Genomic DNA, 24,937 nt, shown 5'->3' with positions numbered 1-24,937 from the left:
GGTCTCAGAATATATGGTGTTCTGAGATTTTTTAGTTGTATGATTTTGTAGTGAAATATGATAAAATTTTGTATAAATAAATTTAAAAACTGGAGGGAAAAGTGCTGAAAAAGATACTACTAATTTTAATGAGTGTGTTATTGTTTTCTTGTGGAAGCAATAAGGGAAAAGATGGAGAGAAAATAGCTGTGGGTAAAAATATCAAGATTGTAAATATTATTCCTGAAGATATTATTAAATTAAATGTTTCGAGTGGAACAGTAGAGCCACTAAATGAGGTTGTGGAAATAACTAAAACGGGTGGAACGGTATCAAAAGTAAAGTTTAAAAATGGGGACAGAGTAAAAAAAGGGGATATTATAGTGGCTTTGACTGATCAAGATGTCCACTCAGCCTATTTAAAAACCGAAGCAACTTACAATTCGAATAAATCGGACTACTCTATAAGAAAAAATAACTATAATAAATTTAAACAGTTGTATGATAAACAACTAATTTCAGAAAATGAATATTTAGTAAAAAAAATTGATTTTGTTCAAGGGGAAAGTAATTTGAAAAATTCCCAAGCAGCATATCTTTCAGCTAAAAAAGATTATGAAGATCTTATAATAAAATCTAAAATAGATGGAGTTATTACAGATTTAGATATAAAGATATATGAAAAAATCACGCCCAATACAGAGATTGTAACAGTGGTAAATGACAGTAAAATGCTTGTAAAAACTGGAGTTTCTGTACATGAAATAGAGAATCTATCCGTAGGAAATAGAGCTGAAGTAGTGATAGAAGGATTAAAAGACAATTATTTTGGAAGAGTCCATGAAATAAATCCGGTAGCAAATAAAGAAAGTAAAAAATACCAGATAAAAGTAGAGGTCGAAAATATGGATGGAAAGATAAAAAAAGGGATGTATTCTAAAGTTTTAGTAGAAACTGGAGTAAAAAATGGATACCTTGTTCCTAAAAATGCAATAGTGATCAAAGAGTTGTATTCATATATTTTTGTTGTAGAAAATGGGGAGGCTAAAAGAATAAAAGTAGAAAGAGGATACTCCAATAACGAAAAACAAGAGGTTATAAGCGAAGAACTCTACTCATCTATGAAGCTTATTGTAGATGGACAATTCATGCTAGAAGATAGAGATCAAGTAAATATTCTAAATTAGGGGGACATAAATGAACATAGCACAATTTTCAATAAAACGTCCTGTTGTTACGATGATGATTATTGTATCGATGGTAATATTAGGGATATTAACTCTTGTAAACTTAAAAACACAGTTGATGCCAAACTATAATATGCCGATGGCAGCTATAAGAGTTAGTTGGAAAGGGGCATCTCCAGATGATATGGAGATGCTTGTAACTAAAGAGATAGAAAAAGGACTTACAAGTGTAGAAGGGATAAAAAGAATAACAACTAAGTCGACAATGGGGAAAACAGCAATTACAGTTGAATTTGAGTATGGTGTAATTATAGATAATAAGGTGAATGATTTGGTAACTGCTGTCAGTAGGATAAGAAATGATTTACCAGATGATATAGATGAACCAGTAATTAGAAAAACATCATCTTATGGAGATCGAGTTATGCTTTTAGGAATAAGAGGTGATGACTTAATAAATTTAAAAAGTTTCGCCGACAATGTTGTGATTCCAAGACTTGAAAGGATTGATGGTGTTGGGACAGTAAGTGTTTTTGGAGGACTTGAAAAAGAGATAAGTGTGAGTATAGATCCAGAAAGGCTGGAAGCTTATGGATTAACAGTAACGGATCTATACGGAACAATGAAAAGTTCAAGCTTAAATTTTCCATCTGGATATATAAGAGAAGGAGATAAGGAGTATCTTGTAAAGGTTTCTGGTGAGGCAAAAACTTTAGAAGATATCCAAGAGATTGTTATAAAAAATGATGAGGGTGAAACCCTTTATTTGACTGATGTAGCGGACGTAAAAATGGGAATCAAGGATAGAAGTAGTTATGGAAGAACAGATGGACTTGAAAATATAATTATTAATATAGAAAAAAGTGATGTTGGAAACACTATTGAGATATCTAAGAGAGCTCAAGAAGAGTTGAAAAAAATGGAGCCTCTCTTACCAAAAGGAGCTTCATTTACAATTAATAGAGACTCTGCAAAAGATATAACAAAATCGATAAATACAGTTAAAAATAACGCTATAACTGGATTGGTTTTAGCGGGTATAATTTTATTTGTATTTCTTCGGGATTGGAGAGCAACATTGGTTGTAACTGTGGCAATACCAGTTTCGATAATTGCTACATTTGGATTTTTTGGTGCAAAAGGGATGACATTAAATATAATATCTCTGATGGGATTATCTCTTGGAGTGGGGATGCTTGTAGATAATTCAATAGTAGTATTAGATAATATATTTAGACACCTTACAGAACTTGGACAGGACAGAATGGAAGCTTCTGAAAATGGGGCAACCGAGGTTATTATCCCGATAATAGCATCAACAGCTACGACAATAGCAGTTTTTATTCCGATAGTGTTAAGGGAAGGTAGAGCCAAAGAGATATATAAGGATATGGCTTTTTCGATAACATTTTCACTTTTAGCGTCTTTAATAATAGCGATAACATTTGTGCCTATGGTTTCGAGTAGAATCTTAAAATCTAGAGATAGGGTGCATGAAGAAGGTAGAGTATTGAAATTTATAAAAAAAAATTATACTGTAGTTCTAGAAAAGTCGTTAAGACATAAATTGAGTGTTATTCTAGGGATAGTTATTTTATTTGTTGGAGTAGTTGGGTATGGGTCTAAAAATATAGGTGGAGAGTTTATGCCTACAACTGATGATGGAGTGTATAGTATTATAGCAGAGCTTCCAAGTGGAATGGAGATTGAAAAAGCAAATAGAGTATCAAAAGAGTTAGAAAATATTGTAAAGCAGGATCCTCTGACTCAAAAATATATAAGTTCAGTGGGAAAAGAAGCTGTATCAATAGTTGTAGAAATCGGAGATAAAAGTGAAAGAAAGCAAAAAGTTCAACAGGTGATGGCCGGTATGAGAAAAAAAATATCTCATATACCAGATATAAAAATAAATATGGTTCCTAGAATGGCTTTTGGAAGAGGCTCAGGCAGAGATATTACATTAATTTTGAAGTCTGACGATTTAAATCAGCTCGCATTTGCTTCTAAAATGATAACGGAAAAAATATCATCTAACTCAGGATTTGCTGATATAAATAACTCTATGGTAAATGGAAATCCTGAAGTAAGAATAAATTTAGATAGAAAGAAAATGGAGTATTATGGCGTTAAGGTGAATGATTTAACATTTTCTGTAAGTTATCAAATTTTAGGTGGAGCTCCAATAAAAATAAAAACAGGAAATGATGAAGTGGACGTAAGTCTTAGATTGGATGAACAGTTTAGAAATTCACCAGAAAAATTACAAGAAATAAGGGTGAAATCTAAAAATGGAAAGTCAGTTAAATTAAAAGATATAGCTACTTTTGAAATAGGAGAGGGAGCTTATGGTATTGATAAAGAGGATAAAATAACTATGGTAACAATAGATGCAAATACAGTTGGCGATATGGATCTTGTTATGGGACAAAAGTATATAACTAGAACAATAGAAGAGTTAGGACTTCCTAAAACAATCACATATACTTTTGGTGGAAGTGGAAGAAGTATGGAAGAAGTTAATTCACAACTTAAATTTGCATTTATGGTAGCAATGTTTTTAATCTATTTCATACTTGCAGCTCAATTTGAATCATATATATTGCCACTAATTGTGATGGGAACAGTTCCACTTTCAGTAATAGGTGTTTATAGTGGACTTTTAATAACCGGTCAAAAAACAAACACGATGGTATTTGTAGGGATAATAATGCTAGCTGGAATAGTTGTAAATAATGCTATTGTGTTAATAGATTACATAAAAATACTTCTCGAGCGAGAAATGGAGTTAAAAGCAGCAATAATTGAGGCAGGGAGAACAAGGTTGAGACCTATATTTATGACAACAATGACAACAGTTTTTGGAATGATTCCTCTTTCTCTGGGATTGGGACAAGGAAGTGAGATGTATAAAGGTATGGCTATTTCAGTTATTTTTGGTCTTATATTCTCAACTTTATTGACATTATTATTAATTCCAATATTATTTTATTTATATGAAGTAGGAAAAGCACATCTTTTAAAGTATATTTAACATATAGAATAAAAAAAGATTGGAGATGTGTATAATGAAAAATAAATTAAAAAGCATATTGAGCTTTAGTGTATTATTAATTTTTTCCACAGTACTAAATGCAGCAGCAATAGAGAAAGATCTCACATACAATAAGTATACACTTCCAGATAAGTATAAATATGGGAAGGTAGAGCGTGAATTTCAATGGGACAAAGTATCAAACTTGTTAGATAAACTAGAAAGTTTTGAAATGAAAAATATAAGGTTTGGAAGTTTAAAAAATTATAAAAATGTCAATGGATTACCTCCGATTGCAAGACAGATAGGGATGGAAAAATACAGTGACGGCTCTAGACCAACTGTAAAAGATAAATTTGGGAATAGAAGAAATCAAGGTATTCCACTGTATATAGAGGGCATGATGGATAGACCAGAAAGATATGCTCCTGATGGATCATTAGTTTCTATTCTTTCAAGTGATAGTGAATATGTAAAGTTAAAAGTTGAGGCTTTTGATGGAGAATGGTTAGTTCCAATTAAATATGTCAGAGAGATTGCGGCTACACATTTTCCAAGAGTGGTGGTTATTGATAGGAAAAATCAAAATATTAGTACACTGGAAAGGGTAGGGGATATATGGAAAATTAGAAGTATGAATCCTGCATCGACAGGTCTAGACAGACCACCATATCAATTACCAACACCATTAGGTATTTTTGTTGTTCAGAATAAACTTTATAAAATGGATTATTTAAAAGATGGAAGTAAAACAGAAATAGAAGGGTATTCACCATACGCAAGTAGATTTTCTGGTGGTGGATATATCCATGGTGTGCCAGTAAATCTTCCAAGAACAGAAATGATAGAATACTCACCAACATTAGGGACTGTTCCTAGGTCACATATGTGTGTCAGAAATGCAACATCTCATGCTAAATATATATATAGTTGGGCTGAAACAGGAAAAGGGTTAGTTGTTGTAATAGAATAAGTGTTTAAAAGAGTCAAGGATTGCGTATTCTTGACTTTTTTTGTGTATTATGTTAGAATATAAGAAGTTTTTATGGGAAAAATTTGTAATGAAATTAGTGGAGGTTATTTATTTTGAGAAAAAAATATTTATTATTAACTCTTATTTTAGGATCGTTGTCAGTATCATCATTTGGATTTGCATATAAAACACCAATAAAAATAGAGAAAGAAAAAATTCAAGGAAAAAAAGAAAACCAAACAAAAATATTGTATAAAGAATTGGGTTTAGAAAAGAAACTGGATTATGATGTTTTTGAAAAAGCATTGAAGGGCTATGAAAAAATTACGGATAAAAAGAAGAATGTATTAACAATAGTTGATTATGCTAAGCCTTCGACACAAGAAAGATTTTTTGTGGTAGATTTGAATCAAAGAAAAGTATTGATTTCATCTCACGTGGCTCATGGGAGAAATAGTGGTGGAAATATAGCAACCTCTTTTTCAAATAAGATGAGTTCATACAAAAGCTCGTTAGGATTTTATCTTACAGAAAATACATACATGGGTGGAAATGGGTACTCTTTAGTTTTAGATGGATTGGAAAAAGGTATTAATGACAAAGCCAAAGAAAGATATATAGTTATTCATGGAGCGGACTACGCCAATCCAAAATTAGCAAAATCACAAGGAAGACTAGGGAGAAGTTTAGGGTGTCCAGCCCTTCCAAAATCTGTCTATAAAGAAGCAATTAACTTAATTAAAGGCGGTTCAGTTGTTTTTGTCAATGGAAATGATTCTAACTACTTAGAAAATAGCCAATATGTATAAAAAAATAAAGAGGCATAAATTAACAGTTGTTAATTTATACCTCTTTTTCTTTTATATGAATATCCATTTGTGGAAATGGAATACTAATATTTGCAGAGTCTAAAGTTTTTTTGACCTCTTTCATAAGTTCAAAATATGTATCCCAATAGACAGTATTTTTGGTCCAAACTTTAATGGCAATATCAATAGAGCTATTATTATATTGATCAATATTTATAAACGGACTGGGATTTTTAAGTATATTTTTATTTTTTTCAATCATCTCATTTAAAACTTTAAATGCCAAATCTATATCGGATTTGTAGGATACAGAAATAACAATTTTCATTCTTCTTGTGGGTGTTTTAGAGTAGTTTATAACCTGAGTGGTAACAACATTTCCGTTGGGAATAGTAACAAGATCACCACTAAAAGTAATTATAGTTGTTGAAAAGACATCAATAGAGGAAACAATGCCATAAAAAGTATTTATCTCAACTTCGTCATCGACAGAATAAGTTTTAAATATGAGGACAATAAGTCCCCCAACAAAATTGGCGAGATTATCTTTTAAAGCTAAACCAACACCGATTCCAATACTCCCTAAAAATGCGATTAATGAGGTTTGATTAAACCCTACTATAAGTAAAGACATTATTAGAAGGAAAATAATAGACCCAGTATCGATAATAGACGATAAAAAAGTTTTAAAAGAAGAATCAATAGATTTAAAGTAGTGAGTTTGATAGTAACCATTTAAAAACTTTTGTAAAATTTTTTTACTGATAAGAAAAAAAATCAAAGCAAAAGCAAATCTAAAAATAAAAATAATGAATCGATTGGTTAAATCAAGTAAAAATTCTTCATTTGTAAACGTTTGTAAAACTTGAGATAAAAAAGTATTGTAATGAGCTTCCATAAAATCACCCCGTATTAAGATAGTTCTAAAAAAAAAAAGGTTTCCTTTTTAATTATTAATAAAAAATTAAAAAATGTATACAATATAAAAAAATGGACTTGACATTTATATAGATAAGATGGTATTAATATTATGTACAGTGTGAATTAACGCATTTATTTCAAACAAAATAAGTAAATAGTGCACACTATTTATTGGGATTCGGAGGAAAGTTTAGATTGTGAAAGTTGAAATGAGAGGGATAAAAAAAGCTTTTGGAAATGTTAAAGTTTTAAAAGATGTAAGGTTAGAAATAAAAGATGGAGAGATACATGCTCTTATGGGAGAAAATGGAGCTGGAAAGTCAACTTTAATAAAAGTTTTAACTGGAGTTTACACAAAAGATTCGGGTGAGATATTAATAGATGATAAAAGTGTAGATATAAAAGATATCAAAGATAGTGAAAAATATAGGATAGCATACGTTCATCAAGAATTAAATGTTGTGAATGAAATGTCTATTTATGACAATATGTTTTTGGGTAAAGAGATTAGAAAATTTGGAATTTTAGATAAGAATAGTATGAGAGCAATTTGTGGTGAAAAATTAAAGGAGTTGGGAATAGAGCATCTATCTCCAGATACTCTTATGAAAGATTTAAGTGTAGGATATAAACAGATGATAGAGATTGCAAAAGCTCTATTAATTGATGCGAAATTAATCATTTTGGATGAACCAACAGCTGCTCTTACAGAAAAAGAGATAGAGAATCTATTTAAGATAGTTTTTAAATTAAAAGAAACAGGAGTAAGTTTCCTTTATGTATCACACAGAATGGAAGAAATCTTTAATATATGTGATAGAATAAGTATTTTAAGAGATGGAAGTTACATAGGGACAGAAATTATAAAAATTGTTGATCAAGAAAAAATTGTTGAAATGATGACAGGAAAAAATATTGATAATCTTTACTCTAAAGAGGAAGTAGAAGTAGGAGAAAAGATTATTGAGGTAGTAGGTTTAAAAAGAGCAGGGGAGTTTGAAAATATAAATTTTGAAGTTAGAGCAGGAGAAGTACTCGGTTTTGCTGGTCTTATGGGATCTGGAAGATCTGAGATTATGCATGGAATATTTGGAAGTACAGGAATAGATTCTGGAGAAATATATATAGAAAATAAAAAAGTTCAAATAAAGACTCCGATAGATGCTAAAAATCTAGGAATAGGATTTGTTACTGAAGATAGAAAAGAAGAAGGGTTAATATTAAACTTTAGTGTAAAAGATAATATACCAATTCCTTCATTAAAGAACATGAAAAAAAATATGCTAATAGATGAAAGGAAAATTGAGTCTGTTACTCAAAAGTATATAGAAAAGTTGAAGATAAAAGTTTTTAATGGAGAACAACTGGTTAAAAGTTTAAGTGGTGGAAATCAGCAAAAGATTGTGTTTGCTAAATGGTTGGAGATTGCCCCAAAAATTTTGATTTTAGATGAACCCACAAGAGGTGTAGATATAGGAGCTAAAAAAGAGATTTATGAGGTAATAAACGAGCTTAAAAAGCAAGGGACAGCAATAATATTGGTTTCAAGTGAATTATCAGAAGTAATAGGAATATCAGATAGAGTAGCAGTTATGCATAATAAGACTATAGCTAAAATATTTGAAGGAAACAATATAGAGCAAGAAAAGGTACTGAAAGTAGCTTTTTTAGGGGAGGAAGAAAATTAATAAATGGAAACAAAAATGAATAAAAATAAAGAGTTTAATGTAGGAAAGATGTATGAAAAATATGGATTAGCTTTAATTCTGATGCTAATATCAGGATTTTTTGGAGCAATTAATGGGAATTTCTTCTCACTATATAATATTCAAAATATATTTAAGCAGTCTTCGATAAATGGACTTATAGCTTTTGGAATGACATTTGTTATCCTGATAGGATGCATAGATTTAAGTGTAGGTTCGATACTAGCCTTTGTAGGATATATTGCAGGAATTTTACTAGTTAATTATCAATTGCCAATAATAATAGTTATACCAGTAGCATTATTGTTAGGAATGACATTAGGAGTTATAAATGGAGTTTTAGTTTCAAAAGTTAAATTACAGCCATTTATAGCAACACTTGTAACAATGACTATATATAGAGGAGTGACATTGATTTTATCAAATGGACTTCCTATAAGAAATATAAATAAAGCTTCAGAAGTTATGAAGTTTATAAATAGAGGAGAGATAGCAAACTTACCTATCTCAATGGTTATATATTTAGTTGTATTTGTAATATTGTGGTTTGTTTTAGACAAAACATTATTTGGAAAATATCTATATGCTACAGGTGGAAATGAAGAGGCAGCTAGACTTTCAGCAGTTCCTGTAACAAAGATAAAGTTATCAGCATATGCAATAAGTGGTTTTTTATCAGCATTAGCAGCGATTTTATATATTTCAAGATATAACTCAATCTATCCAAATGCAGGTCAAGGAGCAGAATTAGACGCCATAGCTGCAGTTGTAATAGGTGGGACATCTATGTCAGGTGGAAAAGGTAAAATAATAGGAACTTTAATAGGAGCATTAATAATAGGAATATTAAATAATGGTCTGAACCTATTAGGGGTATCCTCTTTTTATCAAGAAGTTATAAAAGGAATAGTAATTCTTATAGCTGTTGTAGCTGATAGAAAAAAATCAAACTAAATATAAAATAAGGTGGAGGAAAAATGAAAAAATTAATTTTGTTATCTTTGGTTTTGGGGAATATTGCTTTTGGAGCTGCAAATAAAAAAATAGCTCTGATGATGTCAAACAGATCAAATGAGTTTTTCGGAGTTTTAGAGCAATCATTTGTTGAGGAAGCAAAAAAGTTAGGTTATACGGTCGATGTATATGATGCAGCAAACGATGCAACAAAACAACCAAGTCAAGTTGAAGATGCAATTGTAAAAAAATCAGCAGCTATTGTAATAAATCCATTAAATAAGGATGCGACTGAAGGGGTTTTAAATGATGCAACATCAAGAGATATTCCAGTAGTTACAGTTGATACAACAGTAGAAGGGGTAGATTTACTAGCTAAAATAGCAACAGATAACGAAGATGGTGGAAAATTTGCTGCGGAATGGATTGTAAAAAAATCAAATATTAATCCGGATGAATTAGCAGGTCTTATTCATATGAGAGGAATAGATGGACATACTGCTCATATAGCTAGATATAAAGGGTTTAAAGATTATTTAGAGTCGTCTGAAGCAGGAGAAAAATGGAATGCATTAGTAGAAGATAATAAAAAGTATATAGAATTAACAGGAAACTTTGCTCAAGATGTGGCTCAAAATGTACTTGAATCTAAATTGAGTGCTTTAGATCCTAAAGGAAAATATGTTGTTTATAATGAAAATGATGTTATGGCAATCGGAACAATAGGAGCAATTCAAAATGACTCTAGATTTAACTTAGAAAACTTCACAATCATCGGTTTTGATGGATCTTCTGAAGGTAAAAAGTTAGTTGATGAAAAGAAAATGGCAATAACTGTTGTTCAAGATTTTAGCTTTATAGGAAAGCAAGCAGCGATAGTTGTAGATAAATATTTAAAAGATAATCAATCACCTGAAAATTCTGAGATGCCAATAGAAGTTATAATGTATCCAGAGAATCAAAATCCAAGAAACTAAAATTAATCCCGCTGAAATGCGGGATTTTTGCTAAAAGGGGAGACGTAAAAATGTATTTAGGAATAGACTTAGGAACATCATCGGTAAAATTACTTTTAATGGATAGAAAAGGTGTTGTAAAAAAAACAGTTTCAAATGATTATCCAATAACATATTTAAATGACAATTGGGCTGAGCAAAATCCTGAAGATTGGTGGAATGCAACATTTGATGGAATAAAAAATATTCTAAAAGATGAGGATAGATCAGCTTTAAATGGAATTTCTTTTTCAGGACAAATGCATGGATTAGTAATTTTAGATGAAATTGATCAAGTTATAAGACCTGCGATTCTTTGGTGTGATCAAAGAACAGAAGAGGAATGCAAAGAAATGAATAGTTTAGAGTGGCTATATGATATAACAGGGAATCAAGCATTGACAGGATTTACAGCTCCTAAAATATTATGGTTAAAAAAGAATGAGCCAAATAACTTTAAAAAAATAAAAAAAATAATGTTACCAAAAGATTATATAGCTTATAAGTTATCTGGAGTTCATGGAATCGATGTTTCAGATGCATCGGGAACTCTTATGTTAAATGTTGAAAAAAGAGAGTGGTCTAAAGAGGTTGTAGAATTCTTAGATATTGACGAGAGATGTTTAGGAAAAGTATTTGAAAGCTATGAAGTTATTGGGAAAATAAAAGAAAGCGTATCAAATGAGCTAGAAATCTCAAAAGAAGTAAATATTGTTATGGGCGGTGGAGACCAAGCAGTAGGTGCTGTAGGAGTAGGGGCAATTGAAGAAGGCGTTATATCACTAGCTTTAGGAACATCTGGAGTTATTTTTTCACCAAGTAAGAGATATTTAAGAGATGAAGATTGTAGATTGCACTCTTTTTGTGATTCTACGGGAAAATATCATCAGATGGGTGTGATACTATCTGCATCAGGAGCTTTTAAATGGTGGGTTGAAGAGGTTAATAACTCTAAGGACTATGTGGAGTTTAATAGGATGGCAAATGAGATTAAAGCTGGTTCAGAAGGGTTGTATTTTTTGCCATATCTTATAGGAGAGAGAACACCGCACAACGATGCTAGTGCTAAAGGAAGTTTTATAGGATTGTCTTTAAACCATGGGAAAAAGCATATGACACGTAGTGTGATGGAAGGAGTTGCCTATGCTTTAAGAGATTCATTTGAATTACTAAAAGAGATGGGAATTGGATGTGAAAAAATAAGAGTAAGTGGGGGCGGAGCAAAAAGTCAAGTTTGGAAACAAATTTTTGCGGACGTTTTAAATAAAGATATTATAACTATAAATACAGCTGAGGGACCAGCTTTAGGAGCAGCTATTTTAGCTTCAGTAGGATCAAGAGAGTATAGCTCAGTAGAAGAAGCTTGCCAGAAGATAATAAAAGAGGTTGAAGTGACAAAGCCAAGCTTGAAAAATGTAGAGATTTATGAGAAAAATTATAGTATTTTTAAAGAGATGTACCCCGCTCTAAAGGAAATATATAGAAAAATATAAAAAGAGCCATTATAATCAATACGCTGATTATAATGGCTTTTTATTATTAAACTGATTCACTAGAATTTAAAGTAGAAGTTTGTTGCTTTCTTTCATCTTGTTTAGATTTATACAGTGAAAAAAGAATACTTCCAACAGTCAATAACGATAAACATATTGAAACTGGAGATTTAAAGAACACCTCTAGATTGTTATTAGAAATAACCATAGCTTGTCTAAAGGACTGCTCCATCATATTTCCAACAATAATAGCAAGAATTAAAGGTGATGTCGGAATATTTTCTTTGTTCATAATATACCCCATAAGAGCAAAGATAAGAAGAAGAATAAAATCTAATGTTGAATTCCCAAGAGCGTATGTTCCAACAAAAGCAAGTCCCAAAATTAAAGGATATAAAACTTTTCCAGGAATCGCAAGAACTTTAACTAGAATACCTGCTAAAGGAATGTTTATAATAGCAAGAACAATGTTTCCAATAAACATACTAGCAATTAGCCCCCAGGCAATATCAGGATGCTGAACAAAAAGCATAGGGCCAGGTTGAATACCAAGCATAAGAAGAGCTCCCATCATAACAGCGGTAGTTCCAGAACCAGGAACTCCAAGAGATAACATAGGAATAAAAGCTCCAACAGAAGCGGCATTGTTAGCAGATTCAGGAGCAGCAAGGCCGATAATTTCACCTTTTCCAAACTCTTCTGGATTTTCAGACATTTGTTTTTCATTGTTGTATGCCATAAGTGCAGCCATAGTTCCACCAGCTCCAGGGAGAGCTCCAATAAAGAAACCTAAAGGTGCACTTCTAAGAATTGGCCATTTACATCTTTTCCATTCCTCTTTAGTGATCCAAATTTTACCAAACTTAGTTTGCATCTTAACTTGGTCCTTGTTAATTGTTTTAAAACTTTTAAAAACTTCTCCTAAAGCATAAATTGCAATAATAACAATAAGAAAATCTATACCACCTTGAAGTTCCATTACTCCAAAAGTGAATCTTTGCACACCAGACTGAGCATCAAGTCCAACAGAAGATATCATAAGACCTATAATCATAGAGATAAAGCCTTTTATCATATTTCCTCTAGACATAGCAGCAGTTGCTGAAAGAGCAAAAACCATAAGCATAAAATATTCTGCAGGACCAAATTTTAGGGCAAATTTAGCAACAGTATTTGCAGCAAAAATCATTAAAATAATTGAAACTCCACCGCCAATAAAAGAAGCGATAGCTGAAATAGCAAGAGCCGATTCAGCGCGACCATTTTTTGCCATAGGGTATCCATCAAACGTGGCAGCCACAGCGGCACCATCCCCAGGAGTATTAATTAGAATAGAACTTCTAGATCCACCAAACATAGCTCCATAATAAACACCTGCCATTGTAATCATAGCAGCTTCAGCCCCCATAGTAAATGTCAGTGGAAGAAGAACAGCAACACCAGTTGCAGGGCCAAGTCCAGGAAGCATTCCAACGATAGTACCGAGAATGCCTCCGAGAGTTACCCAGAAAAGATTTATAGGCTGAAGAGCAACAGAAAAACCTTGCATAAGAAAAGAAATTGTATCCATATAATTGTCACCACCTTTAAATATAGATAAATGGCATAACCGGAAGGTATACTCCAAGAATTTTTGAAAATGCCACATAAATTAAGACACTAAAAAGAATAGAGACAATGATAGTTCTTTTCATATTCTTTTTTCCATTGAAAAGATAAAGTAGCATAAACATAAAAATAATAGTAGAAAATATATAGCCAAGAGGATTAAATAAGAGAGTATAAATAATAATAATGATACTTGTTTTAAAAATCATAGGAAGGGTATTATCATTTTTATATTTAGAAAGATCAATTTTTTTATTTTTAAGCACTAAAATTATTCCTAATAAGACCATTAATATTCCAAGTGTAGCAGGAAAATAAAGAGGTGCATACGGATTACCAATTGATGCAAGTGGAATATTTAAAAGTGCAATTAAATATGCAAAACCTAATACTATTGAAATGATTCCAGTCATAAAACTCCCCTACTTTCGAATTTAATTTTTTAACATACCAATTTCTTGTAAGATAGCTCTTGATTCTTCATCTTGCTGTTTTAAAAAAGCTTTGAATTCTTCACCAACTAAGAAATTTGAATCCCATCCATTTCTTTTAAGAGCATTTTTCCAACCATCTGTTTCAACCATTTTTTGTAAAGTTTGAGTCCAAGTAATAGTCACGTACTCAGGAACTTGAGGATTAGCAAACAAACCTCTCCAATTTTTGAATACTCCATTGATACCAAGTTCTTTACAAGTTGGAACTTCTGCAACGACACCTTCACCAACTCTTTTGTCAGCAGTAGAAGCTAGAGCACGAAGTTGACCACTTTGTAAAAGTCCTTCTGTTTCAGAAAGTCCAGTTGAAAATAGATCGATATGTCCACCTAAAACTTGGGTAATTCCAGATTCTTGGAAACTTACATAATCGATATCTTTTAAGTTTTCAACTCCAGCGGCTTTAGCCATAAGTAAAAATTGAATATGGTCCATACTTCCAGCAGCAGAAGCTCCTCCAATTTTAACACTTTTAGGATCTTTTTTTAAAGATTCCATAACATCAGTTATAGATGTATATTTTGAGTCAGCTTTGACAACAAAAGCCCCATAGTCAGAGATTAAAGATGCTAGTGGAGTAGTATCAGTATATCCGTATTCTGAAGTTCCGGTAAGTTTTAGTAGTGTAAGAGGTGGAGAGTAAACAGATATCATTTGACCATTCCCTTTTTTGTTTTGCATATAGGCAAGATTTACCCCACCCCCACCCCCAGGTCTATTAACAACAGGCGTTGGAACTTTTATTAATTTTTCATCTTTTAAAACTTTAGCGACAGTTCGAGCAGTTAAATCCCAACCACCCCCAGCTCCACCAGGTGCAACAATTTCAACAGGTCTTTTAGGATAGCCTTTTCCAGAATCATTTGCAATAGTTGTAAATGAAACTCCAAGTAAAAGAGAAACAGAGAACAAATTTTTAAATATTTTTAAATTCATATGGATCCTCCCTTTTATATAAGTTTTGTATACAGTATTCTGTATAACTTATTAATCTTATATACCCCTTAATTTTTAAATAGTCAATAGAGAAATGTTATCAAAATAAGAAAAAAAATATTGTGTAAAAATTAATAGTATGTTATACTAATAAAAGTGTAAAAAATTGGGAGGCGACAGAATGAGACTTAATGAAGCGAAAAAAAGAGTAAAGAAAAAGTTTAAAAATCTATTTTTATCTTTATTTTCAATTTTATTTTCATTAAACTTGCTATCTACTTCTATTAAAAAATTATATATATTGATAAATAGGAATGGTGACTATATTTTATAGTTGCTATTCCTATTTTTTTATCAAAAAGGAGAATGAGAAAAATAATGAAAAAAAACAACTTAACAAAAAGAATATTTATGGCTTTATTACTTGGAGTAACTATGGGAGTATTATTTTTATTCTTGAGAGAAAACTTGATATCAAACGGAAAACATGAGCTTTGGAATAAAATAAACTCAATTTTATTTCAAGATATAACAAGAATTGAAGGAAGCAAAGCTATTGGATTACTTTATATAATCGGGCAACTTTTTATAAATTCTCTACAATTAGTTATTATCCCAATGGTTTTTACATCAATTATAATAGCTGTGACAAATATTCAAGATGCTAAAAGTCTAAAAAGAATATCATACAAAACATTCTTAGGATTTGGAATGAGCTCGATATTTGCACTTGTTTATGCTTCTGTAATTGCAATGTTAGCTTATAAAGCAAAATTATTTACTGTTACAATAAATCAAATTTCAGCGGCAACAACATCTACATCATCAAATCCTTTAAATATACTTTTGAAAGCAATTCCACAAAATGTATTGGCAGGATTATCGAATAATGGGAATGTATTGGTAGCAGTTTTTTTAGGAATAAGTGTGGGTATTATTTTAAATAAAATAAATGACAAAGATTCTATTTTAAAAAAAGGAGTTGTAGAAATTAACAAAATTTCACAAATATTTTTGACGTTTATTATTGATAAATTTGCACCTGTTGCAATATTTGCATTGCTTATGAGAACATTTGCAATATATGGGATAAGCTATCTAAAAATAGCGAGTATTTATTTTATTTTAACTACAGTATCACTTATAGTATTTCTAATTCTAGGATATTCTTTTATAGTTTGGATCTCAACTGGATTAAATCCGATTCCATTCATGAAAAAAATATCAAATGTTGCAATGTTTGCTTTTTCAACATCATCATCAGCGGCTTCATTACCAATTAATACAAAAACAACAACAGAAAAACTTGGAGTAGACGAAGTGACAGCCTCTTTCGTTCTTCCAATGGGAATGACTGTAAATATGAATGGAACAGCAATCATGCAAGTGATAGCAACTATGTTTATTGCAGGCGTAGCAGGGTATGAAATAACTGTATTTAATTTGGTAACTATTTCATTATTGGCATTGTTAGCTTCTGTTGGTACACCGGCGGCACCTGGAAGTGGGGCAATAATATTATTTACAATATTGAATGGGATGGGATATAGCAATGAAATAGCAGTTTCAGCATATGCAATAATATTGGGAATAAATAGACCACTAGAAATGCTACTAACGGCATTAAATGTTGTGGGGGACAGCGCGGTATCAATCTATGTAGCAAAAAGTGAAGGGAAATTAGATTTAGAAAAATATAATTCAATAAAAAATAAAGATTTGGCATCACAGTTATAAAAAATAAAAATGAAAACATAGATTTATATGGTATTAACTTCTAAGTTGAGTTATTTTAGGAGGTGTTTATGAAAAGTTTAAAGATTTTAGGATTATGTTTGTTTTTATCTAGTATAGTTTTGGGAAAAGAAGTTAAAATTATTGCTTATAATTGGGGATATGAACCCAAAGAGGTTATTTTGAAGAAGGATGAACCAGTAAAATTAACATTAATTAGCAGAGAAGGTGAACATGGGTTGGGATCGAAGGATTTAAAATTTAACTTACAAGCAACTCCGGAAAAATCTGAATCAGTGGATATAATTCCAACTAAAGTTGGAGAATTTACGGGGAAATGTACAGTTCCATGTGGAGCCGGCCATAAAAAAATGGATTTTAAAATAATAGTGGAATAAAAGATAAAAAAGGATGGTGTATAATGAAAAAGTGGTTGATTATTTTAGGAATATTATTATCAACGGCTATAGTGAATGCTGAAATTAAAGAAGCGTATTTAGCAGGCGGTTGTTTTTGGTGTGTTGAAAGTGATTTAGAAAAACTTTCAGGAGTGAAGAGTGTTATTTCAGGATACTCAGGAGGAACTATTAAAAGTCCAACATATGAAGAGGTTTCAGCTGGTGGAACTGGTCATAGAGAATCAGTTTTAGTAAAATATGAGGATAGTGAGATAAGTTATGCTAATATAATCAATTATTTTTTAAAGCACATAGATCCAACAGATGGAGACGGAGAATTTATTGATAGAGGATTTCAATACTCACCAGCAATATTTTATTTGAATGAAAACCAAAAAAAAGATGCTTTAAAAGAGTTGAGTCTCATAAAAGAGGCTGGGAATTTTAAAGAGATGAAAGTTGCTCTAATACCATTCAAAAATTTTTATTCTGCTGAAGAATATCATCAAAACTATTATAAGAAAAATCCAATAAGATATAAATATTATAGATATCGTTCAGGGAGAGATCAATTTTTAGAAAAAATTTGGGCAAAATAATATTTTTTAAAATAAAGGAAAGTTAAAAAAAAGTAGAATAATATAGTACAAACGTTTGAGTAGATTCATTCTATAAAACGAAGCTCCAATTAATTTGGTAGCTAAAAAGACCTCCTATGTGGAGGTTTTTTTATATTTCTTATTTTGGAAATTTATTGAATCCACCGATACAGAAAAATGATTGTTAAGAAGAAGTATTTGAGCTTTACTTCCAGTTCCGCCACTATTACAGTAAACCACAATTTTTTTATTTTTTGGAATTTCAGAAAGTCTTTCTTCTAATTGTATGAAAGGTATATTAATAGATTCAGTGATACTAAAATGATAGTATATCTAAAATAAGTTGTAAAGTAAGTCTGTAAAATAAATACTAAATTGAAAAAAGTCTTGATTGAATGGGCAAATTTGAGGTATAATTGATTCAGATGTATTAATAGGAGGAATGTAAATGAAAAAGTTTTTATTGTTATTGTCTGTTTTAGGTTCTATGACAGTTTTGGCAAATTCAAAAGAAGATATGGTAGAAGATGGGCTAATGAACAAATATTCAATAATCACAGATGGTGTAAATTCAGTAAGAATACATGAATATGATATCGATATTGAAGGAAAAAAAATTGAATTAAAAGTTGAGCTTAAAGGTGATGATCAAAAGCAAGAGTTTGAAAAATTAAATAAAATGAAAGTTAGAGAGTTCTTTATGGAAGCTAGTAAATATACTCAAACAGAGACAGGGAGAAATATTCCTGTTGAGGTTAGAGTAGAATTAGATAAAGACCTATTGCCGGATGAGGTTTTATACAAAGAAATATTCTAAAACTATTTTTAAAGTGGATGGATTGGTTAATGAATCAATTCTTCCACTTTTTTACTGTTTATATCCAATTTAAGAGATAAAAAAACCTCACAAGTAAGTGAGGTTGAAATCTAAAAATTGGCGGAAGCGTATAGGAATCGAACCTACCAGCGATTTGACTCGCCAAGACAGTTTTGAAGACTGCTGAGTACACCAGTAACTCATCCGCTTCCAATTTATAAAATTATTATATCATAAAAAATTAAAAATTAAAAGTAAAAAAATTCTTTTTAAAACCAATTTTTTCACAAAGATAAAAAGAGTATAAGCTATCTTCTATTTGATTGCTTTTTAAAATATTTAAAATATTATTGGCATCTTCAACGTGGCCTCTAATAGAGAGACCGCAACTAGCTTTAAGCTCTCCAGGAAGTGGGATAACTCTAACATCCAAATGGGAAGTAAGCAAAAGTTTTTCAACTTTCATAACTAGGTGGGTTGAGTCAATAGTGATAACTAAAAATTTTTCTATATTCATTATGGTCGAATCACCTTTCTGGCTTTCATCTGTTTTTCAATTATACTATACATATTAGTTATTGTTCCTACAGCTATATTGTTTTCAAGATGATAAAAATTAGCACAAGCTCCACAAGAAAGAATCTCAACACCTCTTTTTTCAAGAGTTTTTAAATCTTTAATAGAAGACTCTATATTAGATGTAAAAAAGATACCTTTATTATAGAACAAAATAGTTTTAGGTAATACCTCCATCTCGGTAAGAGTATAAATAAATCCTTTCATGAGAGTTTCTCCCAATAATTCATCCCCTTCACCCATTTTGTCACTGGCAATAACAATGACGGTATTATCCTCTAAAGTCATATCATTAGGAGAAATTTTGTGCTCAGGGGATAGTCCTTTTGTTATTTCAACAGAGTAGATTCCTTTATCCTCTTTTGTAGAAAAATAAAACCCCATCTCTTTAGCAAATTTTTCTATATTTTCTTTTGAAATATTATTATCAACTGAAACAATAACAACACCTTGTAAAATTTCTTTTAAAGCATTTTTGGTCATAATAACAGGCATAGGACATGTTTGTCCAATAGCATTAATTTTAATCATAGATATCACCCCTAAATATTTTGTTTCTTTATATTATACAGCATTTAATTAAAAAATTACACTGTTAAAATTTGTTAATTAAATAACAAAAAAAATTGCATTATTGTATGAAAAGTGGTATTATAAAAATTGTTTTTAAATACAACAATTGGAAAGGGAGTTGAGAATGAAAAGAAAGTATCTATCGGTATCATCTTTAGTAATGATGATATTTTTAGGAGTATTTGGATTTGGTAATATTGCCAATAACTTTAAAGAAGTAGGGTTATCTTCCGTCACGATGTTGATTATAGGAATATTTTTTTACTTTTTACCACTATGTTTAATAATGGCTGAATTTGGAGCTTATGCAAAGGATAGAACAAGTGGAATATACTCTTGGATAGAGATTGGTCTAGGAAAAAAGATGGCATATTTTGCGATATGGTCATATTTTATAGCAAATATATTTTATTTGCCAACCCTTGCAACAAGAGTACCAACATACTTAAGTTTTGGTCTGTTTGGTGATGCAAATATATCAAATACTCAAACAGCAGGACTGTCTTTAGTGGCACTAGTAATCTCACTTATAATAGGAGTTAAATATCAAAAAGCTATTGGATCACTATCTAAACCAGTAGGATATATATCATTATTTACAGTTATGATATTTTTAATTGCAGGAATATACTTGCATTTAACTGGACAGGGATCGACAACTTTGGCAGTTGAATCATTTAAAATAAATATGAGCTCAAAAGCTGATTTGGCAGGAGCATTAGGAAGTTTTTCTTGGATATTATTTGCATTTGGTGGTGGAGAAGTTGTAGGACCTTATGTAAATCAAGTTGAAAATCCAGAAAAAAACTTTGTAAAAGGACTATTTTTAGCGTCATTATTGATTGGAGTTTTATATGTTTTAGGAATTATTGCAGTATCGGCGTTCGGAACACAGGAAGATTTTTCAAAGATATCTTTGATAAGTGCAGTTTTAGCAGGATTTAAGTTTATGGGAGATAAAATAGGATTAGGAATTTGGTTTGTTAAACTTATGGGGATTGCATATACACTTATAACTCTTGTAGCATTAATTCTTTGGGGAACATCTTTAGCAGCAGGTGTTTTTAGTGAAGCTCCAAAAGGGACATTCCCAAAATGGTTAACAAAAAAAAATGATAAGAATGGAATCTTAAGAAATGCACTTATATTTCAGACAGCACTAGCTTTTTTATTTATAGCTTTAAATACATTTGGTGGAGCAGCCGCGGAGGAGTTATATTATAGAGTTTATGATATGACAACAATGGCTCTAATTATCCCATATTTTTGTTTGGGAATTAGTTATATAGTTTTTAGGTATAAGGGATATGTGGCACCTTTTCAGATATCTAGAGGAAAAGTTGTGCCAATATTGGCAGGAGTTTCTGTTGCATTTATGACTTTGGTAGCGTTTATCTTTGCAGGCTATGATTTTACAATCCCAGTTATAAAACAGTTAGGTAGAATAAAACTATATTATGGTGGATTATTAATGTTTATGTTAATAGGGGTAATAATTAAGTTTTTAAGTGAAAAAAGTTATAGAGAAAATGAAGAAAAAAATAAAAAATAAATGTAAAAAATGAGGAGAGCTTAAAAAGCTATCCTCATTTTTATTTTTTAGAAAAAATTCCAAGAAGTCCACCAGATATTAAAAAAGCGATGTCCTTTAGAAGAGATGCTAAGTTAAAGTGTCCAGAATAAGCTAAATATTTAGATTTCCACTCTGGAGCAAATTTATCTTTAAATTGTCTTAGACCTTCAAAATTATAGAAATTTCCACCGTGATTAAAAAGGAATACACTTAGTCTATTCCAAAGCGGTGCTAATTCACCACCGTAGATACCAGAAAGAGGAGCCATTCCTAGACTAAAGGTTTTATAGTCATTTTCTTTTGCCCAGTTTATTATTTTAATAAAAAGATATTCCATTGTTCCAGATGCTGCAGAGTCAAGGTATCTCATAAGATCAATAGCCATTTCATTTTTTTCATCTGTAGACATGATATTTGAAAATGCAATAATCTTATTATTCTCATCATAAAGCAGAGCCATTTTAAAATTTTTTAAGTAGTTCACATCAAAATGTCCAAGTGAAAATGTTTTTTCTTTGGCTTTTTTATTATCTAACCAGTTATCAGAAACTGATTGAAGTTCCTCTTCTAACCCGACAATTGAATCGACAACTTTGAAAGTATAATTAAATTTTTCAAACTTATTGAAAGTATATCTAATTTTTTTATACTTAGGAGTAGAAATATCATAAGCTTTTAAATTTATAATTGCTTCCTCTCCTATTTTAATAATTTTAAGTCCAAGTTCAAGATATTCAGCTAAATGGTCTTTAGAAATTTCATAAAAAGCTATATTTTTACCACTTTCTCTCCCAATTCGATAGAACTCTCGTATAATCTCTTGAAATCCTTTTCTATCACCAATAGGGTCTCCCATTGAGATTAAATTACTATTAGTGTTACCAAACATGATAAAGGATGTTTTGGTTTTATTAAATATTACAGATTTATCAGAAAGGTAAGCCAAACCTGAATAACTGTTGTCACTTAATTTAATAATTTTTTTAATATCTTCTAAAACTCTTAAACTTGGTATTTTTTCAACACTTAGAACTGTATTGAAGAAATTGAATACTAAAAATAAACAAAAAATTGATATAGAAACAAAACTATTTCTTAAAAAAATAGAGTATTGTCTATTTAAAGCTAAATGCCACCAAACTTCTTTTCGATACTCAACGGTTCTAAATGAATAAAATCCAAAGAAAATACTGAGTAAAATAACTGATAGTGTAAGTAAAATCCAAGTTGGTGATAGTTTATCTTTTAAAATAGAGGATTTTCTATAAAATCTGTCTTTTGATGGGATCAATAAAAGAAGAATAACACTAAAAAAGAAAGCCTCTATATAATTAAATCCTTTAAAGAAACTAAAAAATATAGCTAAAACAAAGGAGACAACAGAAAGATAATAGGCACTGTCAAGTCTTCGATAAATACCATAAGCAAGAATAAGGAGAAAAGTTCCTATAATATTTGAGGATAGATGAGATAAGACTATAATATCACCAGGGAGTATCATATATATATATTTAATATGATTCATGGCAAATTTTGTTGTATTAGAAAAAATAATTAATGTACCAGATAGAAATATTAAAATACTTAAAATATCAGGGAAAACTCTTTTTAAAATAAATTTGAATCTGTTCATGTAAAAAATACCTCCCATATACTAAAAGGTGGGAAAAATCCCACCTTTTTGATATATTTATTAGTCGTTAAGTTTAAGTACAGATACAAAGGCCTCTTGAGGAATTTCAACATTTCCAATCTGTTTCATTCTCTTTTTACCCTCTTTTTGCTTCTCTAAAAGTTTCTTCTTTCTCGAAACATCTCCACCATAACATTTAGCAAGTACATTCTTTCTATATGCTTTGATAGTTTCTCTAGCGATTATTTTAGCTCCTAAAGCAGCTTGAATAGGGACTTCAAATTGTTGTCTAGGGATAATTTCTTTCAATTTTTCACAAATTGCTCTTCCTCTAGAAGCAGCATTGTCAGCATGGGCTATGAATGAGAAAGCATCAACAACATTTGCAGATACCAAGATGTCAACTTTAACAAGCTTAGATTCTCTATATCCAATCATTTCATATTCAAAAGAAGCGTAACCTTTTGTTCTAGATTTTAATTTATCATAGAAGTCGATAACAATTTCAGCAAGAGGTAACTCATAAATTACCATTGTTCTGTTATCATCTATATACTTCATATCTACATATGTTCCTCTTTTTTCTTGACAAAGTTCCATAACATTTCCAACATAGTCCTTAGGAGTCAAGATACTTCCTTTTATATATGGTTCTTCTACGGCAAATTTTGCTCTTCCGCCTTCTGGGAATTCACAAGGATTGTCTATAATATACGTTTCTTGATTTTCGATAGTAATTCTATATTCAACAGATGGAGAAGTAGATATTAAATCAATATCGTATTCTCTTCTAAGTCTTTCAACAATAATCTCCATATGAAGTAATCCTAAGAATCCACATCTAAATCCAAATCCTAGAGCTAGTGATGTTTCTGGAACAAATGATAGAGATGCATCATTAAGTTGAAGTTTTTCAAGAGCATCTCTTAAATCTTCGTAGTCATCAGTAGATAGAGGGTAAAGTCCAGCAAATACCATCGATTGAGCTGCTCTAAATCCTTCTAATGGATTTAAACAAGGTCTCTTAACGTGAGTAATTGTATCTCCTACTTGAGTATCTTGAATAGTTTTAATACCAGTTATTATATAGCCAACTGATCCAGAGCTAAGTTCAGGTTGCTCTTTTTTAGTTGGAGCAAAAATACCACACTCAAGAACATCAAACTCTTTTCCAGTAGACCAAACTTTAATTTTATCTCCTTTTTTGATAGATCCATCCATAACTTTAAGATAAGTTATAACACCACGGTAATCATCAAATAATGAGTCAAAAATCATAGCTTTCAGAGGGGCTTCTTCATCAAAGGTAGGAGCCGGAACTCTCTCCACGATAGCTTCTAAAAGTTCTGTAATTCCTATTCCAGATTTAGCTGAAGCAAGAACAGCATTATGTGCAGGTAATCCAATAATATCTTCAATTTCATTTCTAACTTTTTCTACATCAGCTGCAGGAAGATCAATTTTGTTAATAACAGGAACAATTTCAAGATTGTTCTCAAGAGCTAGATAAACGTTTGCAAGCGTTTGAGCTTCAACACCTTGTGCGGCATCCACAACAAGAAGAGCCCCTTCACAAGCTGACAAAGAACGAGAAACCTCGTATATAAAGTCAACGTGTCCTGGAGTATCAATTAAGTTTAACTCATAATCATTCCCATCGTTTGCCTTATACTTTAGTGTAACGGCTTGCGCTTTGATTGTAATTCCCTTTTCTCTTTCAAGCTCCATCGAATCAAGAAGTTGTTCTTTCATGTCTCTTTCATTAACAGTTCCAGTTGCTTGTAATAATCTATCAGCAATTGTTGATTTACCATGATCTATATGAGCTATAATTGAAAAGTTTCTTTTAAATTTTTGTAACACAGTATCCTCCTCTAAATATATTTATTCACACTATATTATAGAAGAATTATCAAAAAAAATCAATCTAAATTAAATTATAACTTGA

23 protein-coding genes and 1 tRNA gene are annotated in these 24,937 nt (G+C 30.8%); 14 read left to right on the top strand and 10 right to left on the bottom strand.

Annotated features, from left to right (window positions below; genetic code table 11):
* Positions 1-101 precede the first annotated feature (101 nt).
* From Q0V67_RS04945 to Q0V67_RS04930, 4 genes are all read left to right on the top strand, one after another.
* Positions 102-1,166, top strand: a complete 1,065-nt coding sequence (locus Q0V67_RS04945; RefSeq protein WP_297597607.1) for an efflux RND transporter periplasmic adaptor subunit — start codon at positions 102-104, stop codon at positions 1,164-1,166.
* A 10-nt stretch (positions 1,167-1,176) separates the two neighbouring features.
* Positions 1,177-4,197 (top strand): efflux RND transporter permease subunit, encoded by a 3,021-nt coding sequence (locus Q0V67_RS04940; protein ID WP_297597605.1) that lies wholly within the window; start codon positions 1,177-1,179, stop codon positions 4,195-4,197.
* Between the two features lie 34 nt (positions 4,198-4,231).
* Positions 4,232-5,170, top strand: a complete 939-nt coding sequence (locus Q0V67_RS04935) for a L,D-transpeptidase (protein ID WP_297597603.1) — start codon at positions 4,232-4,234, stop codon at positions 5,168-5,170.
* A 113-nt stretch (positions 5,171-5,283) separates the two neighbouring features.
* Positions 5,284-5,979, top strand: coding sequence for a murein L,D-transpeptidase catalytic domain family protein (locus tag Q0V67_RS04930; protein WP_297597601.1), 696 nt, complete (start codon positions 5,284-5,286; stop codon positions 5,977-5,979).
* A 34-nt stretch (positions 5,980-6,013) separates the two neighbouring features.
* Here the strand turns inward: Q0V67_RS04930 and Q0V67_RS04925 are convergent, their stop codons facing one another.
* Entirely contained in the window at positions 6,014-6,877 is an 864-nt protein-coding gene (locus Q0V67_RS04925) for a mechanosensitive ion channel domain-containing protein (protein WP_297597599.1), read from the bottom strand.
* A gap of 220 nt (positions 6,878-7,097) precedes the next feature.
* Here Q0V67_RS04925 and Q0V67_RS04920 point away from each other — a divergent pair, with 220 nt between their 5' ends.
* Genes Q0V67_RS04920 through xylB form a run of 4 tightly spaced genes read left to right on the top strand, consistent with a single transcriptional unit; the run spans position 7,098 to position 12,048 of the window.
* On the top strand, positions 7,098-8,588 hold the full coding sequence (locus tag Q0V67_RS04920) for a sugar ABC transporter ATP-binding protein (protein WP_297597597.1): 1,491 nt from the start codon (positions 7,098-7,100) through the stop codon (positions 8,586-8,588).
* A 3-nt stretch (positions 8,589-8,591) separates the two neighbouring features.
* Entirely contained in the window at positions 8,592-9,560 is a 969-nt protein-coding gene (locus tag Q0V67_RS04915) for a ribose ABC transporter permease (RefSeq protein WP_297597595.1), read from the top strand.
* A 23-nt stretch (positions 9,561-9,583) separates the two neighbouring features.
* Entirely contained in the window at positions 9,584-10,537 is a 954-nt protein-coding gene (locus Q0V67_RS04910; protein ID WP_297597593.1) for a sugar ABC transporter substrate-binding protein, read from the top strand.
* Positions 10,538-10,587: 50 nt separating this feature from the next.
* Positions 10,588-12,048, top strand: coding sequence for a xylulokinase (xylB, locus tag Q0V67_RS04905; protein WP_297597591.1), 1,461 nt, complete (start codon positions 10,588-10,590; stop codon positions 12,046-12,048).
* 46 nt (positions 12,049-12,094) lie between these two features.
* Here the strand turns inward: xylB and Q0V67_RS04900 are convergent, their stop codons facing one another.
* From Q0V67_RS04900 to Q0V67_RS04890, 3 genes are read right to left on the bottom strand one after another with little or no spacing between them, the layout of a single operon-like run.
* On the bottom strand, positions 12,095-13,618 hold the full coding sequence (locus tag Q0V67_RS04900) for a tripartite tricarboxylate transporter permease (RefSeq protein WP_297597589.1): 1,524 nt from the start codon (positions 13,616-13,618) through the stop codon (positions 12,095-12,097).
* A 16-nt stretch (positions 13,619-13,634) separates the two neighbouring features.
* Entirely contained in the window at positions 13,635-14,069 is a 435-nt protein-coding gene (locus tag Q0V67_RS04895) for a tripartite tricarboxylate transporter TctB family protein (protein ID WP_297597587.1), read from the bottom strand.
* Between the two features lie 21 nt (positions 14,070-14,090).
* Entirely contained in the window at positions 14,091-15,086 is a 996-nt protein-coding gene (locus Q0V67_RS04890; protein ID WP_297597585.1) for a tripartite tricarboxylate transporter substrate-binding protein, read from the bottom strand.
* Positions 15,087-15,267: 181 nt separating this feature from the next.
* Here Q0V67_RS04890 and Q0V67_RS04885 point away from each other — a divergent pair, with 181 nt between their 5' ends.
* The 4 genes from Q0V67_RS04885 to msrA all read left to right on the top strand — a co-directional run bounded on the left by Q0V67_RS04885 (position 15,268) and on the right by msrA (position 17,817).
* Positions 15,268-15,420 carry a hypothetical protein gene (locus Q0V67_RS04885; protein ID WP_297597584.1) on the top strand — a complete coding sequence of 51 codons (153 nt, stop codon included), beginning with the start codon at positions 15,268-15,270 and terminating at the stop codon, positions 15,418-15,420.
* 44 nt (positions 15,421-15,464) lie between these two features.
* Positions 15,465-16,823 (top strand): dicarboxylate/amino acid:cation symporter, encoded by a 1,359-nt coding sequence (locus Q0V67_RS04880; RefSeq protein WP_297597583.1) that lies wholly within the window; start codon positions 15,465-15,467, stop codon positions 16,821-16,823.
* A gap of 68 nt (positions 16,824-16,891) precedes the next feature.
* Entirely contained in the window at positions 16,892-17,218 is a 327-nt protein-coding gene (locus Q0V67_RS04875; RefSeq protein ID WP_297597581.1) for a hypothetical protein, read from the top strand.
* A gap of 23 nt (positions 17,219-17,241) precedes the next feature.
* The gene (gene msrA / locus Q0V67_RS04870) at positions 17,242-17,817 is read left to right on the top strand and encodes a peptide-methionine (S)-S-oxide reductase MsrA (RefSeq protein ID WP_297597579.1); all 576 of its coding nucleotides are present in this window, start codon (positions 17,242-17,244) and stop codon (positions 17,815-17,817) included.
* Positions 17,818-17,931: 114 nt separating this feature from the next.
* Here msrA and Q0V67_RS10340 read toward each other — a convergent pair whose 3' ends face one another.
* Positions 17,932-18,132 (bottom strand): rhodanese-like domain-containing protein, encoded by a 201-nt coding sequence (locus Q0V67_RS10340; RefSeq protein WP_366938438.1) that lies wholly within the window; start codon positions 18,130-18,132, stop codon positions 17,932-17,934.
* A gap of 133 nt (positions 18,133-18,265) precedes the next feature.
* On the opposite strand from Q0V67_RS10340, the gene Q0V67_RS04865 reads away from it, so the two are divergent.
* Positions 18,266-18,634 (top strand): hypothetical protein, encoded by a 369-nt coding sequence (locus tag Q0V67_RS04865; protein ID WP_297597577.1) that lies wholly within the window; start codon positions 18,266-18,268, stop codon positions 18,632-18,634.
* A 118-nt stretch (positions 18,635-18,752) separates the two neighbouring features.
* Here Q0V67_RS04865 and Q0V67_RS04860 read toward each other — a convergent pair.
* The 3 genes from Q0V67_RS04860 to yedF all read right to left on the bottom strand — a co-directional run bounded on the left by Q0V67_RS04860 (position 18,753) and on the right by yedF (position 19,741).
* A tRNA-Sec gene (locus Q0V67_RS04860) sits at positions 18,753-18,846 on the bottom strand.
* 29 nt (positions 18,847-18,875) lie between these two features.
* A complete protein-coding gene (locus tag Q0V67_RS04855) occupies positions 18,876-19,151 on the bottom strand; it encodes a DUF3343 domain-containing protein (RefSeq protein WP_297597575.1) in 276 nt (91 codons plus the stop codon).
* Positions 19,151-19,741, bottom strand: coding sequence for a sulfurtransferase-like selenium metabolism protein YedF (gene yedF / locus Q0V67_RS04850; protein WP_297597572.1), 591 nt, complete (start codon positions 19,739-19,741; stop codon positions 19,151-19,153). The genes Q0V67_RS04855 and yedF overlap by 1 nt, the downstream gene beginning before the upstream one ends.
* A gap of 166 nt (positions 19,742-19,907) precedes the next feature.
* On the opposite strand from yedF, the gene Q0V67_RS04845 reads away from it, so the two are divergent.
* Positions 19,908-21,335, top strand: a complete 1,428-nt coding sequence (locus Q0V67_RS04845) for an amino acid permease (RefSeq protein WP_297597571.1) — start codon at positions 19,908-19,910, stop codon at positions 21,333-21,335.
* A 40-nt stretch (positions 21,336-21,375) separates the two neighbouring features.
* Here the strand turns inward: Q0V67_RS04845 and Q0V67_RS04840 are convergent, their stop codons facing one another.
* Together Q0V67_RS04840 and lepA are read right to left on the bottom strand one after the other, a co-directional pair.
* Positions 21,376-22,989: a phosphatidylglycerol lysyltransferase domain-containing protein gene (locus Q0V67_RS04840; RefSeq protein ID WP_297597569.1), complete on the bottom strand. Its 1,614-nt coding sequence runs from the start codon at positions 22,987-22,989 to the stop codon at positions 21,376-21,378.
* A gap of 60 nt (positions 22,990-23,049) precedes the next feature.
* A complete protein-coding gene (gene lepA, locus Q0V67_RS04835; RefSeq protein WP_297597568.1) occupies positions 23,050-24,852 on the bottom strand; it encodes a translation elongation factor 4 in 1,803 nt (600 codons plus the stop codon).
* Positions 24,853-24,937 lie beyond the last annotated feature (85 nt).

Source organism: uncultured Cetobacterium sp. (genome assembly GCF_947072685.1).
Taxonomy (GTDB): domain Bacteria; phylum Fusobacteriota; class Fusobacteriia; order Fusobacteriales; family Fusobacteriaceae; genus Cetobacterium_A.
This window is presented reverse-complemented; position numbering and strand designations above follow the sequence as displayed.

Bases quoted from the DNA above. Each gene is read 5' to 3' on its own strand.
- Q0V67_RS04940 (WP_297597605.1), top strand. From the start codon at position 1,177: ATGAACATAGCACAATTTTCAATAAAACGTCCTGTTGTTACGATGATG.
- Q0V67_RS04935 (WP_297597603.1), top strand. From the start codon at position 4,232: ATGAAAAATAAATTAAAAAGCATATTGAGCTTTAGTGTATTATTAATT.
- Q0V67_RS04925 (WP_297597599.1), bottom strand. From the start codon at position 6,877: ATGGAAGCTCATTACAATACTTTTTTATCTCAAGTTTTACAAACGTTT.
- Q0V67_RS04915 (WP_297597595.1), top strand. From the start codon at position 8,592: ATGGAAACAAAAATGAATAAAAATAAAGAGTTTAATGTAGGAAAGATG.
- Q0V67_RS04910 (WP_297597593.1), top strand. From the start codon at position 9,584: ATGAAAAAATTAATTTTGTTATCTTTGGTTTTGGGGAATATTGCTTTT.
- xylB (WP_297597591.1), top strand. From the start codon at position 10,588: ATGTATTTAGGAATAGACTTAGGAACATCATCGGTAAAATTACTTTTA.
- Q0V67_RS04900 (WP_297597589.1), bottom strand. From the start codon at position 13,618: ATGGATACAATTTCTTTTCTTATGCAAGGTTTTTCTGTTGCTCTTCAG.
- Q0V67_RS04895 (WP_297597587.1), bottom strand. From the start codon at position 14,069: ATGACTGGAATCATTTCAATAGTATTAGGTTTTGCATATTTAATTGCA.
- Q0V67_RS04890 (WP_297597585.1), bottom strand. From the start codon at position 15,086: ATGAATTTAAAAATATTTAAAAATTTGTTCTCTGTTTCTCTTTTACTT.
- Q0V67_RS04885 (WP_297597584.1), top strand. From the start codon at position 15,268: ATGAGACTTAATGAAGCGAAAAAAAGAGTAAAGAAAAAGTTTAAAAAT.
- Q0V67_RS04880 (WP_297597583.1), top strand. From the start codon at position 15,465: ATGAAAAAAAACAACTTAACAAAAAGAATATTTATGGCTTTATTACTT.
- Q0V67_RS04875 (WP_297597581.1), top strand. From the start codon at position 16,892: ATGAAAAGTTTAAAGATTTTAGGATTATGTTTGTTTTTATCTAGTATA.
- msrA (WP_297597579.1), top strand. From the start codon at position 17,242: ATGAAAAAGTGGTTGATTATTTTAGGAATATTATTATCAACGGCTATA.
- Q0V67_RS04865 (WP_297597577.1), top strand. From the start codon at position 18,266: ATGAAAAAGTTTTTATTGTTATTGTCTGTTTTAGGTTCTATGACAGTT.
- Q0V67_RS04855 (WP_297597575.1), bottom strand. From the start codon at position 19,151: ATGAATATAGAAAAATTTTTAGTTATCACTATTGACTCAACCCACCTA.
- yedF (WP_297597572.1), bottom strand. From the start codon at position 19,741: ATGATTAAAATTAATGCTATTGGACAAACATGTCCTATGCCTGTTATT.
- Q0V67_RS04845 (WP_297597571.1), top strand. From the start codon at position 19,908: ATGAAAAGAAAGTATCTATCGGTATCATCTTTAGTAATGATGATATTT.
- Q0V67_RS04840 (WP_297597569.1), bottom strand. From the start codon at position 22,989: ATGAACAGATTCAAATTTATTTTAAAAAGAGTTTTCCCTGATATTTTA.